Genomic DNA, 14,115 nt, shown 5'->3' with positions numbered 1-14,115 from the left:
CTAATTTCAGTTCGATCTTCCTTGCACCCAAGTAGCAATATCATTTATAACATACTCAGGGATATTAGCGGGACTATAATATTCATCCGGTTTACTTAATTCTCCATCTCCTGCTGTAAAGAAGTGATTTAACTTTGGATATAGTCGATAATCAATGTTATCTCTCTCTTTTAATTGTTCTTTCCAATAAGGAATTTCAATTTTTGATAGAACTTGATAGTCTCTTTCTCCTTGAAGAATAAGAAGCGGTGTTTTTTGTTTTTTTGACATTTCTGCTGCTTTAATTTTACGGATAGAATCCCAATATACTGGTGGTCCTAAAGAAAAACCCTTTGGCGGATTCTGACTAGAGAAATTAGGATCCTTTAATAATTCAAACTGCGATTTGTAAAATTTATATTCTTCTGGTTTCATTTCTCCAATAGAAAGACGATACTCCAGTTGATCTAAAACATTGTCTGTGAATGCCTTGCCCGCTCCTCCCATCACAATTGCCCCAGCAATATTTTGATTTTGATTTTTTTCAATTATCCTCGGAATCATCATTCCACCTTGACTATGACCAAGAATATAAATTTGATTCTTATCTATCATAGGTTCATTTTGAAGAAAATGAGTCACAAGAAGTGCATCATCTGTTGTCTCTTTATCAACTGTATAAAAAGGACTAAGTTCTGTTTTCAATCTATGTTCATAGGTTCGTTTATTATAGCGAAGAACAGCAATTCCTTTCGAGGCAAGACCTTCAGCTAAATCACGAAATGGTTTTAAAGCATACGTTGCTGAATCCTGATCGGCTGCTCCAGCTCCATGAACAAGAATAACCGCTGGAAAAGGACCCTTTCCCTTTGGAACAGATAATGTTCCTGGTAATGGAAATGCACCACTTCCAACTACTACTTCTTTATCAACAAATGATTTAGGATTACTATATGATGGCCGATCTGCAACAGGACTAAACGGCATACTGAGTTGAAAATCATCTATTTTTCCAGATGGATCTAGTTTTATTAGTAAAGGTACAGTAATTTGTTCAAAAACTAAGTTAATCTCTACATTTGTATGAACAGAATTTGTCTCTTTTTGTGTAACCTCTCCAATTTCTATAAAAGAACCTTTTTGTAATTGCGTAGGAAGTTCTTCCCAATAGTTCTTCAACCATTTTTCAGATATTATTTTCTGTAATGATCGAGAAGTTAAATCAAATGCAGATTTATAATCTTCAGTATGCATAGAACAGACAAATGAAAAAGCAGTAGATATAACGGGATTTCCCTCTTCAATATTGTCTATTTTTTTTATATTTGTGTTTGTTTCCCTTAATGTCGATTTAATTTGGTGACTAAACGGATTATTGTATGTATTTGGATATAAACTTCTTTTCAATACGTCCTTATTCCGTCCCTCAAACAAGTTTGAATAATCCTCAAAATTTTTAGGTGACATTACTTCCTCCGCATATGAAACCGAAGGAATAGTTATCGCACAAATTGCACTGACAAGTAATAACTTACTACCCATTCTTTTTTTCGTACTCATATATATTAATTCTCCCTTCAAAATTAAAATTTTTAATACAGCATGCCTAGTACTATAAGGTCATAGATATTTTCAAGGCGATTAATAATCTACTTTACGATCCCCCTAACAGGTTAAAAAACTATTATAAACAAACTTCAATTTAAAATGCCTTCGCTCTCTTTTCCACATGTATGTTAACTCTAGAAATTACTTATTTTCTTTAAAACACTCTTGTTACTGGTTTGTTTTTCATATATAAGTCGTACCCTTTTCCCCCTTCGCGCCACTTTATATTTTTATCATATACAATGAAAATCTCTTTTTCCTTACCTATTACTTACAAATTCCTTACATCCGAAATTGCTTTTATAATAGTACTGCAGGAACCACTGTGCCCGAAAGCGCAAAAAAAGAAACACCAATGTAATTTGCTTTGGTGCTTCTTTTTCAGGCTTTAAATTTTGATTATTTTTCTTGCTATGTAACACAAATTACATTGTGCTATATGATACAATCCTAATGTTGTTAGAATCACTTTTTTAAATGGTAAATTTATACTAGAAGGTACTCATATCCAACAGTTTAAGAAAAAGAAAAGTCTCAAAATAACTAAATGTAGAAACAGAAAATTTTCATTTAAGGATGACTTCAAAACCATTAACTTAAGAAACGGATATTCTTCAGAGCGAAAAATAAAAAGGTTTCTTTCAAAATGTATGGAATTTTTGTTCTGGAGGTATTCATATTTGTTAACTGAATGAGCATGGGCTATTTATCTATATTTTCGTTTTTCATACCATAAATAAAAATACCAGTCGTTATAGACTGGTATTATAAAGCTAATGTTTTTTAATTTATAAATGTAGTATTTTTTACTTTCCAGTCTTCAAGTTTAATGAAAACCCAGAATGAGTAGATTCCTAGAGTGATAATTGATAAGAGCAACCATTTTATCCAATTACCAAACAAGCCTACAGCAGAACCATTGAATTTCATACGGTGCCCGTTAACTACTGTATGATTTATTTTCCAACCATAAACCATACATAAAGCCCAAGGGTAACAAATACCAAGGGTAAAAACTGTAATAAGTACACCAAGGATACTCCAACCAATAAAGCTGAATAATCCACCATCAAAAAATGAGTGGCGACCATTTTTTAATTCAGAACCGATTTCCATAAAAAAACTCCTAACATATATACATTCATAATGACAAAAACAAATTATATCACAATAAAATGGTTTCAGGTCTATAAATCGTAATATAAAGTAAAATAAAATTTAAAATTCTTTTTGGATCGAGATGTTTAATTCAGAAACGTAAATATTTTCATTGGATTGGTTTTGTTCTTAGTGGAAATGGATTCTTAGCCTTGGTTGTAACAATTTATAAGGTGGTAAGATTTTTTTATGATTAAGTTTAATTATATGAGAAATATGAAAAAAGAAAGAAGGGCTGATAGCAGCCCTTCTTTTTGGTTCTGGTGCAATAAATTTACTTACGAAAGTCCAAGATCGCGTAAAGGGTATAGAACATAAAAAAGACATTTGATTGTTGATTTGAAATAAAGTCACAATGTTTATAAAAAGGTGGGATAACTTGTTTCTTTAAATGAAAGGATGCTACATGTGTTTTGATTGATTTTTTACAAAAATTGTATAATACTTCACTAATGGATTCCTTTTTTCTCTTATCAATATTCATATGTTACAATAGTACCAGTTGTATCAGTAGTACCATTAAAACCACTAAAACAATTAGAACAACTACCACAGCCGCCACAACCAAAACAACCGAAGCAACCAATACAACGGAATCCACCACAACGAAATCCACCACAGCGACCGCCACAACCACCACAACGACCACAACCGCCACAGCGACGAGCATCATCTTCAATATAGTAATATGGATATTGGTTTTGCTGGTCCCAATACACAATATTTCCAGATTGGTAATCATTAAGGCTTAACGCTTGTAGTTCTTGTTGAAACTTATTCATTTTCATGACCTCCGTTTATAAACTTCAACCTTTTCAATGCTTCCCTATATTTCTGTTCGTTCAATCTAAGTAGAAATAGCGCTATAAAGTGAAACTTTAATCAGTGGGGGTTTTGTTCATCCCCCACTGATTATTAGTTGAACCAATCGGACGTTTACGGACAGTTGATCTCCCACTTAACTTCTTTGCTCCAACTGAATTTTGAGGTGGGAGTTTTACTGTCCGTTAACGTGGGATAAATTAAGTTCAATACGTACACCTACAAAATATGACCTATCACTAGATAATGCACCTTGTTCATATACCTATTTTTAGGTTATTTTTCCATAGGCTCATTTTTATAAATTGAAAAAAGACGCACTTAGATTGATGCGTCTTTTTGCGATACTTCTTTTATGAAATCATATACATAGGTATTATCCATACCTATGTATAGCAATACCCCTACTCATTATCCAATGACATCTTCTACTTCTGTATTCACTGGCCACTTTTCTAAAGTATAAGCCATTTCCCAAAATGAATATTCATATTGACTGCTAATAATGAAATGCTGTTTCATTCGCTTACGGTCAGACTCTGTTACGTTTTCAGCGATAGTATCTAATCTTGTAATTTGCTCTTCAACTAGCGTACGGAACCAATCAGATCCATAAGCAGAAATCCATTCGTTATAAATTGGCTCTTCTGGCTGACACTCTTTTAAACGCTCACCAATTTCATAATATAACCAATAGCAAGGTAAAATTGCTGCAATGATATCACCTAAATGTCCTTCATACGCAGCACGATACATATGTGAGGTGTACGCATATGCAGTTGGAGCAGGGATAAAATTATCTTTTTCTTCTTGTGTAATCCCTAGTTTCTTCGCAAAATTCTCATGTAAAGATAATTCTGCTTCATATGTATTTTGAGCATGGTGTGCCATACGAGCTGTCGTTTCTAATTCTAGAGCCTTTGCAGCTCCTAAAGTTTGTACTCTAGCGAAATGACTCAAATAATATGAATCTTGAAGCACGTAATAGCGAAAACTAGCTAAATCTAACGTTCCCTCGCCAAGTTTTTTTACAAAAGGATGATGAAAACTAGCTTCCCAAATTGAATCTACTTCTTTACGTAATGATTGTGAAAAAGTCATTTAAATCCCTCCAAGTAATTTATTTATTATACGTATTTATCCACAGTTATTAACGCTTTAAAATAAAAAAACTTTCTTTACAGACGTAAAGAAAGTGAAATTGACAGTATTTATTCATAAAATAGTAATGTCTTTCCCACTTCCCTACGCTGGCATTAACCAGATCAGGTACTAAGAGTCTCAAATTCTCATTTGATCTCAGCCTATATTAGGCCCCCCTAGTGGATAAATATTAAGTTTTCGTATTGTATTCATCATAACATACTTCATGTTACTGTCAAAAGTATTCATGATACCGCTACTTAAAATCCTTCTTCTTTTCTTACTCTCAATGAAGTTTCAATAATCATATCTAATAGTTTACTATAATGAATACCAGCTGCATCTGCACTTTTCGGTAGTAAACTTGCTTGTGTCATCCCTGGTAATGTGTTAATCTCCATTACATATGGAATACCATCCTTCACCATCATATCCACTCTTGCATAAACGCTGCATTTTAATGCTTTATAGCAAGCCAGTGACGCTTCGTTTACACGTTCCTTCAATTCTCTTGGAAGTTCGATAACTTCTTCAATTGTACTAACATCATCATATTTTGCATTGTAATCAAAGAACTCAGCTGCATGTCGGATTGAAATAATAGGTAACTGTTTTCCATCAAAAATGGAACATGTAATCTCATCACCTTTTATATACTTCTCTATTACTACTTCAGAATCCCATTCAAACACAGTTTCCAGCATTGAAATTAATTCATCTTTATCATATACAATCTTTACCCCAACACTTGATCCGCCAGAGTTGGGCTTTACCACTAACGGAAATCCTAACTTATCTAATTCATCAAGATTTAGATCCGCCATTTTTGTAAGTTCAATCCAATCGGGTGTTTCTATACCTTCATAGCGTAAAATCTTTTTCGAAATATTTTTGTCCATACATATACCGCTAGATAACATATTGCTCCCGCTATAAGGAATCCCTAAACTTTCAAGCGTGCCTTGAACCGTCCCATCTTCCCCGTATTTTCCGTGTAATGCGAGGAGCGCAAAATCAATGTCTTTCGCTTTTTCGATTAAATCCATTTTTTCATTTAATGTAATTGGTACGATTTCATATTTATTTTTATCTAAATTTGCAATCATTTCATTTCCAGTCATAATTGATACTTGTTTTTCAGAGGATACTCCACCCATAATAACGCCAATTCTCATTTCCTCAACTCCAAATTTCATTTTTTATTGTATCACCGATTATTTTTATTCCACGAACTATTTCTTCTTCTTTCAGACGTGAAAACCCTAATCGAAAAGTAGTCGCTCCTCCTCCATCAGAATAAAAAACATCTCCAGGAGAAAATGTAACCCCTTGCTCATAACACTTTTGTAAAAGTGTGCGGGCATGAATTTTTTCTTCTAACTCTATAAATAAATGAAGTCCACCATCACCGGTCATTCTTTGAAACGGAATGTACTCGTTACACGCCCCAACAGCTAACTCATATTTTTTCTTATAAACTGATCTTGCCTTTTTTAAATATTTTTCAAAATATCCTTCATGTAAATATTGAAATAGAACAGCTTGATCTAACGTAGATGTGTGAATCGTTCTTGCTCTTTTTACACTTTCTAAATGATGAATCAGTTCTTTATCTGCGATAATCCAGCCTACACGTAAACCAGGGAAAAGTACCTTTGAAAAGCTACTAATATAAATTACATTATTACCAGCTCCAGCAAAAGTTAATAATGGTGCTAAATGCGAACCTGAATAACGTAGCTCCTCATTAAATCCATCTTCTATAATAGGAACCTTATATTTTGAGAATAATCTCATCAGTTCCGTTCTTTTCTCCGAACTCGTAACAATACCGGTTGGATTATGATAGGAAGGAATTAAATACGCGAAATCAAACTCTTTTTCACGCAAACTTTTTTCTACTTCGTTTGTATCGATGCCATCTTCATTCATATTAATTCCGTGAACTTCAAGTCCATGTAAACGGAAAAGCTTCAATGCCGCATGGTGAGTTGGATTCTCACAAATAACCCGCCCTGATTTCTTCGATAACGAGGATAGTACGATGTCTAATCCTTCTGTAAATCCATTTGTAATTAAAATATCTTTGTTCGAAATATCTACACCTTTCATTTCCATATAATGAAGTAGATAATTCATTAAAGGTCTATAACCTTTTGCGTATCCGTAGTTTAATACGACATCCCCTTCAATGGACATACGAGTAAGAAAAGCTCTTTTGAAATTTTCCACATCAAATAGCTTTTCGTCCGGAGCAATGCTATTAAAAACAATCATTCCTTTTTCCCAGCGAACACCATGTTTCATTAAATCTAATTCATCCGCTAATAAGGTAACTGTATTAAGTTTATTTTTCCAATCTATTTCAACAGACGAAGTGTTCGATATATCAACCTTCGCTACAAAATTCCCTTTACCTTTAACTGCATAAATGAGTCCTTCTTGCTCTAAATCTGCATAAGCAGCGAGCACAGTATTTCTGCTCACACTTAGTAATTCACTTAGTTCCCTAGTTGAAGGGATTTTTTGATCCCCGAGCAAATGACCTTTCATAATCATCTTTTTCAAATAATCTTTCAATTGAATATAAACAGGACGATCTTTCACAACTTTAAAATCTTTAAACAATTCCTTACCCCCTGCAATCATTTTTGCATATTTATTTCTTTCTCAAAAGGTCCACTACATATGTATTTTTTATAAAGGGCGGTACGGTCTTATAAAGTGGAACTTTAATCAATGGGCTGTTTATCGCCCACTGATTATTATCCCTCACGAACCAGGTGTTTTACTGCCTGTTACTAAGTGATAAATCTTTACGGTATAAGTTAATTATATCTTTTAAAGCTGCTGCTGCGGCTCCGCGTGGATTTGATGCACCACCAATTGTAGTAACTTGCCCCATCGTATCAGTAAAGAAGGTAATTCCTTTTTCTGTCCCATTTACATTTGCTAGCGGATGATCTTTATCTATTTCGTGTGGTTCCACATGAAGAGCCACTTTACCATCCTTATCCGTATATGCTGAAGCTATTAATTTAATATATTTATTATGGTCTTTAGCATTTCGAATTAGTTGTTGTGTAACATGTTCGATTCCTTTTATATGTATATCGGTAAGCGTATTTTCTGTTCCCATTAAACTGTTTGTCAAAAGTAACAATTTACACGCACTATCAGAACCACTTACATCTAATATTGGGTTCGTTTCAGCAATTCCTTTACTTTGCGCTTCTTTCAGTGCTTCTTCAAACGTAATATCTTCCTCATTCATTTTTGAAAGAATATAATTTGTAGTCCCGTTTAATATTCCTTCTATTTTTTCAATATGGCATCCAGCTAAACTAAATTGCCCAATATCTAGTGTCGGTAATGCCGCAGCAGTTGCACCACTATATCGAATTCGTACATTTGCGATTTTTGCTGCTTCATTTATTTCTCTCCAGTTTGTAACGAGTGCGCCTTTTGAAATTGCGACAATATCCATATGTTTCTCAATCGCTTGTTTTATATATTGTTTTCCTGGATTTCCATCTTTAAGGTTTGTAACTGTTGATTCTACTAATACAGTTCCACTTATGCTAGTTGTTGCTCGTTCCTTCGGATGATGTTCAATATATTCTTCAATTGCAGCGCTACCGCCACCATACATTAATAAGTGATGAATAGATAATCCGTCCTCATTATGTATTGCAACATTTCTACCTAATACACCACTTACCACTAAATCTATTCCATATATTTCATTTATATATAAATTTTTTTCATTTAATAATTTTATAAACTCTCTTCCTACTGTTCCATATCCTGATAATACAACTTTTATTTTCATAATATACCCCCCATATTTTTCTACCATATCCCTCTTTCAATATAATATAAAGCGCTCTCGAATTCCATCGAGAGCGCTTTATTATTACCTATTTTGGTAATCTTGATAACTTTTCTGCAATTGTTCTATAAAACTCTTGAATGCTAGAAAAACCTAACGTGTCTGAAACACTAAGTCCTACCATATCGAGATGGTCCCAATTTGCTTTCGTTTCAATATGATTCCATTTTCCAATCTGTAAAGTCTCATTATTATTTACCGAAGTGTTAGAAGAAGGCGCGATCATAGAATTTGTATTTACTACACCATCATTTTGCCACCAAGAAGTATCAATGAATGGACGGTTTTCTTCATATCTTGCATAGGAACCTAAGAAAAATGCATTACCCATTAACACTTTATTCATCGTTATATGAGGTAGATGTAAACCTGTAATAGGTGCTGCTTGTGATGCATGTCCACTATAGGATAAGTAATACACATCTGATTGCGTCTTTACCCAATTATTAAGCTCCTTTGCACCATCTGTACTTAAATCCCATTGACTTATATCTTTTGTATCTTTCCAAAGTGAACTATTTACAATACGATCAGTGTATTGGAAAAAAGACTCTCCAGTATTCTTTTTTATACCCCATTGATCCAATTTAAAATCATATAACGATAAATTATTATTCCCTCCAAAACTTGCAGCTGTAATAAGCAAATCTTTAACGAACGGTACTAGAAGACTACCATCCGCAAGTGTCGTGCCATTGTGAGGAGTTGCTAATGTTGTCACACTATGAACAAATGATTTCTTGCCCTCAAATAGTGGTGAAATATTCGTGTTCGGATGATTTTTCACATAATTTTTTTCTTCAAAACTACCTTCTTTTAATAGCTGTACTAATGTTCTAATCGTTTGTCCACCCATGCTATGCCCAACTAAATGAACTTTATTTGTTTCACTCCAATTCGATGCAAAACCACTATAAGTTCTGCCAAAACGATTATGTCCATGTTTCTCAGCATGTGCGGCACCGTAGTCTACTGTACCACCGTTAATTTGCGCATATAATTCACATGCGCGATCCCAGTTACTAGAAACAGGTCCAACAGCAGCAGTATGTACTGTATAGCCACTTCTTTTTAATTCTTCTTGTATATCATGAACACCACCCCAATATTTAACCCCTAACATTTCCTCTCTACCCCACCCTGCAAATCCATTCACTAGTATGATAGGGTAATTATTTTGTTGCTTCTCTTCAGCGTATGTTGTTTTTACTGTGAACGAAAAAACAGTCACTAATGCGAAAAAACATATTTTTAAAATTAACTTCCCCATTCTTTCTCCCCCTTAATAAAACGTTTACATATTTCTATTAAAAATAAGTTTTTAACTTAAACATAATGTAAAGTATTTTATATACATTGTATATACAGAAAACATACACAAATGTTGATAAATATTAATCCAAGTAAGCATTTACCTTTTACAATACAACTTGTAAATCTTATTATTTGAATTTATAATTAGGTTTAGTTTCCTCAAGTTAAATAGCTTTAAAAATTATAAGAAAGCTAATTTCATTACTTAAGGAGGAGGAAAAAGCATGCAAATCGGAATAAATACTCATACACTATCTCAACCTACTAAATTAACCCCTACTTCTCTTGAGCGTAATATTATCTCTTCTAGTAAACTTGAAGATAAAAAATCAAATGATCCAATCAAGTTTGATATTCGTTCATCTGAAAAAGAAATGAAACAACCTGAGCATAAATTTAACGAATTAGATTTATGGAAGATGTTAAAAGATAAAGGTGTTCCTTTATGGATCATACTTGAAATGCTACAAAGGTCTCGTAAGGAAAAAGAATCTCAAAATAATTCAGTTCAAAATTCAAATGCGATTGAAGAACCGAGCGAGACGCGATTAAATGAAGTAATGTAAATTATGTTATCTAAATGGTCTAAAATAAAAAAGGGTTCAAGACTGATAAAATCCCTATCAACCTTGAACCCTTTTTTATGATTTTTCTCCAATCGTGACAAATTGAACTGATACTTCTTCCTCAAAATCTTTAATTAACTTTCTTACTTTTACATATTCATTAGTCAATATATTATCTGTCGACATTTTAGGTTTTTCGTCACCTAAAGATTTTTTCAGATGAAGAAGTTGCATTTTTGTTTCATTTGCCTGTATTTCTTTATATACACTATTGCTCGCCACAATTACATACCATAGTGTTCCATAATTTCGATTATTACCAAGCCAAGCATCACTATCATATGTAACTGGTATCACTTTTCCTTCTATTTCAATACTTTTTATATTCTTTTCTTCTTCATTTATAAATAATAGTGAACTTTCTTTTGGAAAATTCGGTAACGTATCTAAAGGTTTAGAATGAGATGAATGATCTCTTTTACGAAAAATTTTTGCTTTAATCATCGCTTTTGCAGTAGATTTATTTAACATTAAAACCCTTTTTTGGTCAAATTTACCTGTTTTCACCGAAAAAACTTCAAGTTCTTTCGTATTTTCCTTATAACGATTCATAATTGTTGAAGTATGATTCTCATCTCCAATGATTAATACGCCGTTAGTTGGAAATCTGTTTTCATTTTTAGAGCATGCACTTAAACTTATTAAAATTAATATACTTAATATGAAAATAGAGAGTGTTTTTTTCATCACAGTTCCTTTCATAACTCAAAATGTTTTTTTACATGCTTTTCTGCAATCTTACTTGCTGATATTCTCTACTGTTCCATAGTTTTATAAAGCTTTTGTAAGTAACGCCAACGAGTTATAAAGAAATATAAAACTTGTATACATATAAATGAAATTAAAATTATGATAGAGCTATTCATAATAGAAAAATCGACTAATTGTTGTAATGCCAAATAAGCGACCACAGTATGAATCACTGCAATAACAATCGGTAAGAAGAACATTAATACTAATTGTCTTGTTACAACTTTTTTCAACTCTCGTTTACTTAATCCCATTTTCGAAATCATCTTATATTGCTGCTGATCGCGGTCCAAATCAGTATATAACCGGAAATAAATAAAACTAGCAGCGAAAGTAAAGAAGACGATTCCAACTAAAACACTTGCCATAAGTAATAACCCATTCGTTTGTTTTGCACTTAACAACTCTATAGTTAGTGCTCTAAATTCAAAATGTATGTCTCTAGGATCTTGATCGAATATGTCACTTAATTGGTTTGAAATCTCTTTTGTTTTTATCCAATCATCTACAACAAATCCATAAGTTCGATATTGAATAATATTTTCAAAATCTAGATTACTATTAAGCGGAATTTCATCATACACATGATCTTGAATCGCAATATTAATCCCTTCCGTATCGTGTGGCAAAACTAAATTATCTACAGTTTTTTTCACATGAAATGTCTTTGTCCAATCGCCTTGAATGACTTCAATATTCTTTTTATAATCACCATTTTTAAACTCTTGTTTTTGTGATACAACTCCAGGGATTAATAACATTTCATCTTCTTTTTCAATCGTTTCTTGTTGGTACCCGAGTGCTCTCGCAAGTTCGTTATATTCACTTAACTTCATTACATTTACATTACTTTCTGTATAAATATCTGAAGTGGAAGCCATTCGATATGGAATATTAGAATCAGCAAGATGTTTTTTTATAATCGAGAGATGTTTATCCGTTATTTTATTTTTATCAGGAGCTGTATACAGAAATGTATACGGGTTTGTCATCCTTACCAAATCTTTGTTTCCAAGAGCTGCTGTCGTGCCAATTGCTGTAAAAGCAACTGCTGAAATAATAGATACTATAAAAAACATTGTTGCATTATCTTTCATACGGTATATTAATTCTGAAAATGTTAATATATTGGTTCTCTTTAAAAAGAAAGATTCACTCCTTTTCACAAGATGCAATATATAAACGCTACACTGTGTATATAAAAAGTACGTTCCTATAATTACTAGGAGCACACCCATTCCGAGCGTAATAAAACTATAACTTGGGATAAAGCGAAATACTAAAATATAGCCATATCCTATACTAAATAAAGAAAAAATTGATAATAAAATTGACGATTTCGGTTCAGGCTTTGGCTTTTCCCCTGCTTGAATAAGTTCCACAAGTTCTGTTACTTTTATCATTTTAAAAGTAACTAGCGAAACAATTAAAAATAAGAATAGAAACGTGATGCCAGTTAATAATACCGCCTTCACTGGCATATAAAAAGGTAAGCCGTTACTAATCATTAATACACTGGCACTTATTAATAAAACTAGTTTAGAAAATACGAGACCGATAAGAATCCCAATACAAATCGAACCAAGTCCAATTAACATATTTTCAATTAACAATAACTTCTTAAGCTGTCTCATTGACATACCTTGCATCATTAAAATGCCAAATTCTTTCTTACGCGTTTTTAAAAACGAACTCACTGAATATAGAATAAAGAAGAATGAAAAGACAAAAATCAAACCTTGAGAAACTTCAAATCCTAATGTACCAAATGTACTTATTGTTTTACTTGTCGATTTCAACTCCCCTTGTAAATCAGGATGGAATAATAAAAGAGCATACGTAAAGAAAATCATAATAGAAAATGCACTACTTAAAAAATGGGCAGCATATGTACGCTTATTGCGAAAAATATTGTTAAATGCGAACTGACGAAAAGTCATGCCTTTTCCCTCCTAACAAAGAAAGGACATCCATAATCTTTTGATAAAATGTTTGCCTGCTTTCGCCACAATAAATTTCGTTATATAGTTGACCATCTTTAATAAAGATTACTCGGCTGCAAAAACTCGCTGCATACGGATCATGAGTCACTAACATCATCGTAGCTTTTTCTTCCTTATTTAGAGTATCTAACATCTCCATTACATCATTTGAAGATTTAGAATCTAAATTCCCTGTTGGTTCATCTGCAAGTAATAATTGCGGCTTATGAACAATTGCACGAGCAATTGCTGTTCTTTGAGCTTGGCCTCCTGATATTTCAAACGTTCTTTTATTCAATATATCTGTAATATTTAATTTCTCTGCGATTTCTTGTATGCGTTTGTTCATTTCTTGCACAGAAACGCCATCTAATGTCATCGGCAATACGATATTTTCCTTCACTGTAAGCGTGCTAAGTAAATTAAATGATTGAAAAACAAATCCTAATTGTTTCCTACGGAATAAAGCTAAACCTTCTGATGATAACTGGAAAGGATTTGTACCGTTTATTAATATTTCTCCTGAGGACGGAGAATCGATAGTAGATACCATATTTAATAATGTAGTTTTCCCGCTACCAGATGGCCCCATGATCCCTATAAATTCACCTTCTTGAATTGATAAATCAATATCTACTAATGCTTTAAAAGGTATTTTCCCTTTATATACTTTACTAATATTTTTCGCATGTAAAATTTCCATTTCTATTCTCCCTTCATTTGCACTTCTCACAATAGAGTGTAAATGAATTGTCTTAATGCTCATATTGATTCATCTTTCATTTATCTTACACGCTTGTAAGATTTCTAAAAAAACTGACAATAAAACTGTTTTCAAACT

12 protein-coding genes and 1 riboswitch are annotated in these 14,115 nt (G+C 32.7%); of the genes, 1 reads left to right on the top strand and 11 read right to left on the bottom strand.

The genetic code is table 11. The features are described 5' to 3' along the window. Positions 1-6 precede the first annotated feature (6 nt). The 8 genes from NHG49_RS13470 to NHG49_RS13435 form a co-directional block, all read right to left on the bottom strand. Positions 7-1,539, bottom strand: coding sequence for an alpha/beta hydrolase (locus NHG49_RS13470; protein WP_258126122.1), 1,533 nt, complete (start codon positions 1,537-1,539; stop codon positions 7-9). Between the two features lie 831 nt (positions 1,540-2,370). Beyond that, positions 2,371-2,703 carry a DUF898 family protein gene (locus NHG49_RS13465; protein ID WP_000402399.1) on the bottom strand — a complete coding sequence of 111 codons (333 nt, stop codon included), beginning with the start codon at positions 2,701-2,703 and terminating at the stop codon, positions 2,371-2,373. Positions 2,704-3,218: 515 nt separating this feature from the next. Continuing rightward, positions 3,219-3,533 (bottom strand): heterocycloanthracin/sonorensin family bacteriocin, encoded by a 315-nt coding sequence (locus NHG49_RS13460; protein WP_154131494.1) that lies wholly within the window; start codon positions 3,531-3,533, stop codon positions 3,219-3,221. A 445-nt stretch (positions 3,534-3,978) separates the two neighbouring features. Further along, complete coding sequence (tenA, locus tag NHG49_RS13455) at positions 3,979-4,668, bottom strand: thiaminase II (RefSeq protein ID WP_098112046.1); 690 nt, start codon at positions 4,666-4,668, stop codon at positions 3,979-3,981. Positions 4,669-4,792: 124 nt separating this feature from the next. Continuing rightward, positions 4,793-4,898: riboswitch (TPP riboswitch) on the bottom strand. Between the two features lie 72 nt (positions 4,899-4,970). Next, a complete protein-coding gene (gene ddlB / locus NHG49_RS13450; protein WP_064475969.1) occupies positions 4,971-5,885 on the bottom strand; it encodes a D-alanine--D-alanine ligase in 915 nt (304 codons plus the stop codon). A 4-nt stretch (positions 5,886-5,889) separates the two neighbouring features. After that, a complete protein-coding gene (gene pdxR / locus NHG49_RS13445) occupies positions 5,890-7,338 on the bottom strand; it encodes a MocR-like pyridoxine biosynthesis transcription factor PdxR (protein WP_000471626.1) in 1,449 nt (482 codons plus the stop codon). A 160-nt stretch (positions 7,339-7,498) separates the two neighbouring features. After that, positions 7,499-8,542, bottom strand: coding sequence for a homoserine dehydrogenase (locus tag NHG49_RS13440; protein ID WP_064475345.1), 1,044 nt, complete (start codon positions 8,540-8,542; stop codon positions 7,499-7,501). A gap of 88 nt (positions 8,543-8,630) precedes the next feature. Beyond that, entirely contained in the window at positions 8,631-9,872 is a 1,242-nt protein-coding gene (locus NHG49_RS13435; protein ID WP_098112107.1) for an esterase/lipase family protein, read from the bottom strand. A gap of 268 nt (positions 9,873-10,140) precedes the next feature. On the opposite strand from NHG49_RS13435, the gene NHG49_RS13430 reads away from it, so the two are divergent. After that, positions 10,141-10,482 (top strand): DUF3914 domain-containing protein, encoded by a 342-nt coding sequence (locus NHG49_RS13430; protein ID WP_064475343.1) that lies wholly within the window; start codon positions 10,141-10,143, stop codon positions 10,480-10,482. 75 nt (positions 10,483-10,557) lie between these two features. Here NHG49_RS13430 and NHG49_RS13425 read toward each other — a convergent pair whose 3' ends face one another. The 3 genes from NHG49_RS13425 to NHG49_RS13415 all read right to left on the bottom strand — a co-directional run bounded on the left by NHG49_RS13425 (position 10,558) and on the right by NHG49_RS13415 (position 13,977). Beyond that, positions 10,558-11,229 carry a lipoprotein BA_5634 family protein gene (locus NHG49_RS13425; protein WP_258126117.1) on the bottom strand — a complete coding sequence of 224 codons (672 nt, stop codon included), beginning with the start codon at positions 11,227-11,229 and terminating at the stop codon, positions 10,558-10,560. 68 nt (positions 11,230-11,297) lie between these two features. Continuing rightward, positions 11,298-13,232, bottom strand: a complete 1,935-nt coding sequence (locus NHG49_RS13420; protein WP_064475341.1) for an ABC transporter permease — start codon at positions 13,230-13,232, stop codon at positions 11,298-11,300. After that, positions 13,207-13,977, bottom strand: a complete 771-nt coding sequence (locus tag NHG49_RS13415; protein WP_064475968.1) for an ABC transporter ATP-binding protein — start codon at positions 13,975-13,977, stop codon at positions 13,207-13,209. The genes NHG49_RS13420 and NHG49_RS13415 overlap by 26 nt, the downstream gene beginning before the upstream one ends. Between the last annotated feature and the right edge of the window lie 138 nt (positions 13,978-14,115).

Origin of the sequence: Bacillus sp. IBL03825, assembly GCF_024712505.1 — a bacterium.
Lineage (GTDB): Bacteria > Bacillota > Bacilli > Bacillales > Bacillaceae_G > Bacillus_A > Bacillus_A wiedmannii.
Note: the sequence above shows the minus strand (reverse complement) of the source record. Positions and strands in the feature narration are given on the sequence as shown.

Bases quoted from the DNA above. Each gene is read 5' to 3' on its own strand.
- NHG49_RS13440 (WP_064475345.1), bottom strand. From the start codon at position 8,542: ATGAAAATAAAAGTTGTATTATCAGGATATGGAACAGTAGGAAGAGAG.
- tenA (WP_098112046.1), bottom strand. From the start codon at position 4,668: ATGACTTTTTCACAATCATTACGTAAAGAAGTAGATTCAATTTGGGAA.
- NHG49_RS13470 (WP_258126122.1), bottom strand. From the start codon at position 1,539: ATGAGTACGAAAAAAAGAATGGGTAGTAAGTTATTACTTGTCAGTGCA.
- NHG49_RS13415 (WP_064475968.1), bottom strand. From the start codon at position 13,977: ATGGAAATTTTACATGCGAAAAATATTAGTAAAGTATATAAAGGGAAA.
- NHG49_RS13425 (WP_258126117.1), bottom strand. From the start codon at position 11,229: ATGAAAAAAACACTCTCTATTTTCATATTAAGTATATTAATTTTAATA.
- NHG49_RS13460 (WP_154131494.1), bottom strand. From the start codon at position 3,533: ATGAAAATGAATAAGTTTCAACAAGAACTACAAGCGTTAAGCCTTAAT.
- NHG49_RS13465 (WP_000402399.1), bottom strand. From the start codon at position 2,703: ATGGAAATCGGTTCTGAATTAAAAAATGGTCGCCACTCATTTTTTGAT.
- NHG49_RS13420 (WP_064475341.1), bottom strand. From the start codon at position 13,232: ATGACTTTTCGTCAGTTCGCATTTAACAATATTTTTCGCAATAAGCGT.
- NHG49_RS13430 (WP_064475343.1), top strand. From the start codon at position 10,141: ATGCAAATCGGAATAAATACTCATACACTATCTCAACCTACTAAATTA.
- ddlB (WP_064475969.1), bottom strand. From the start codon at position 5,885: ATGAGAATTGGCGTTATTATGGGTGGAGTATCCTCTGAAAAACAAGTA.
- NHG49_RS13435 (WP_098112107.1), bottom strand. From the start codon at position 9,872: ATGGGGAAGTTAATTTTAAAAATATGTTTTTTCGCATTAGTGACTGTT.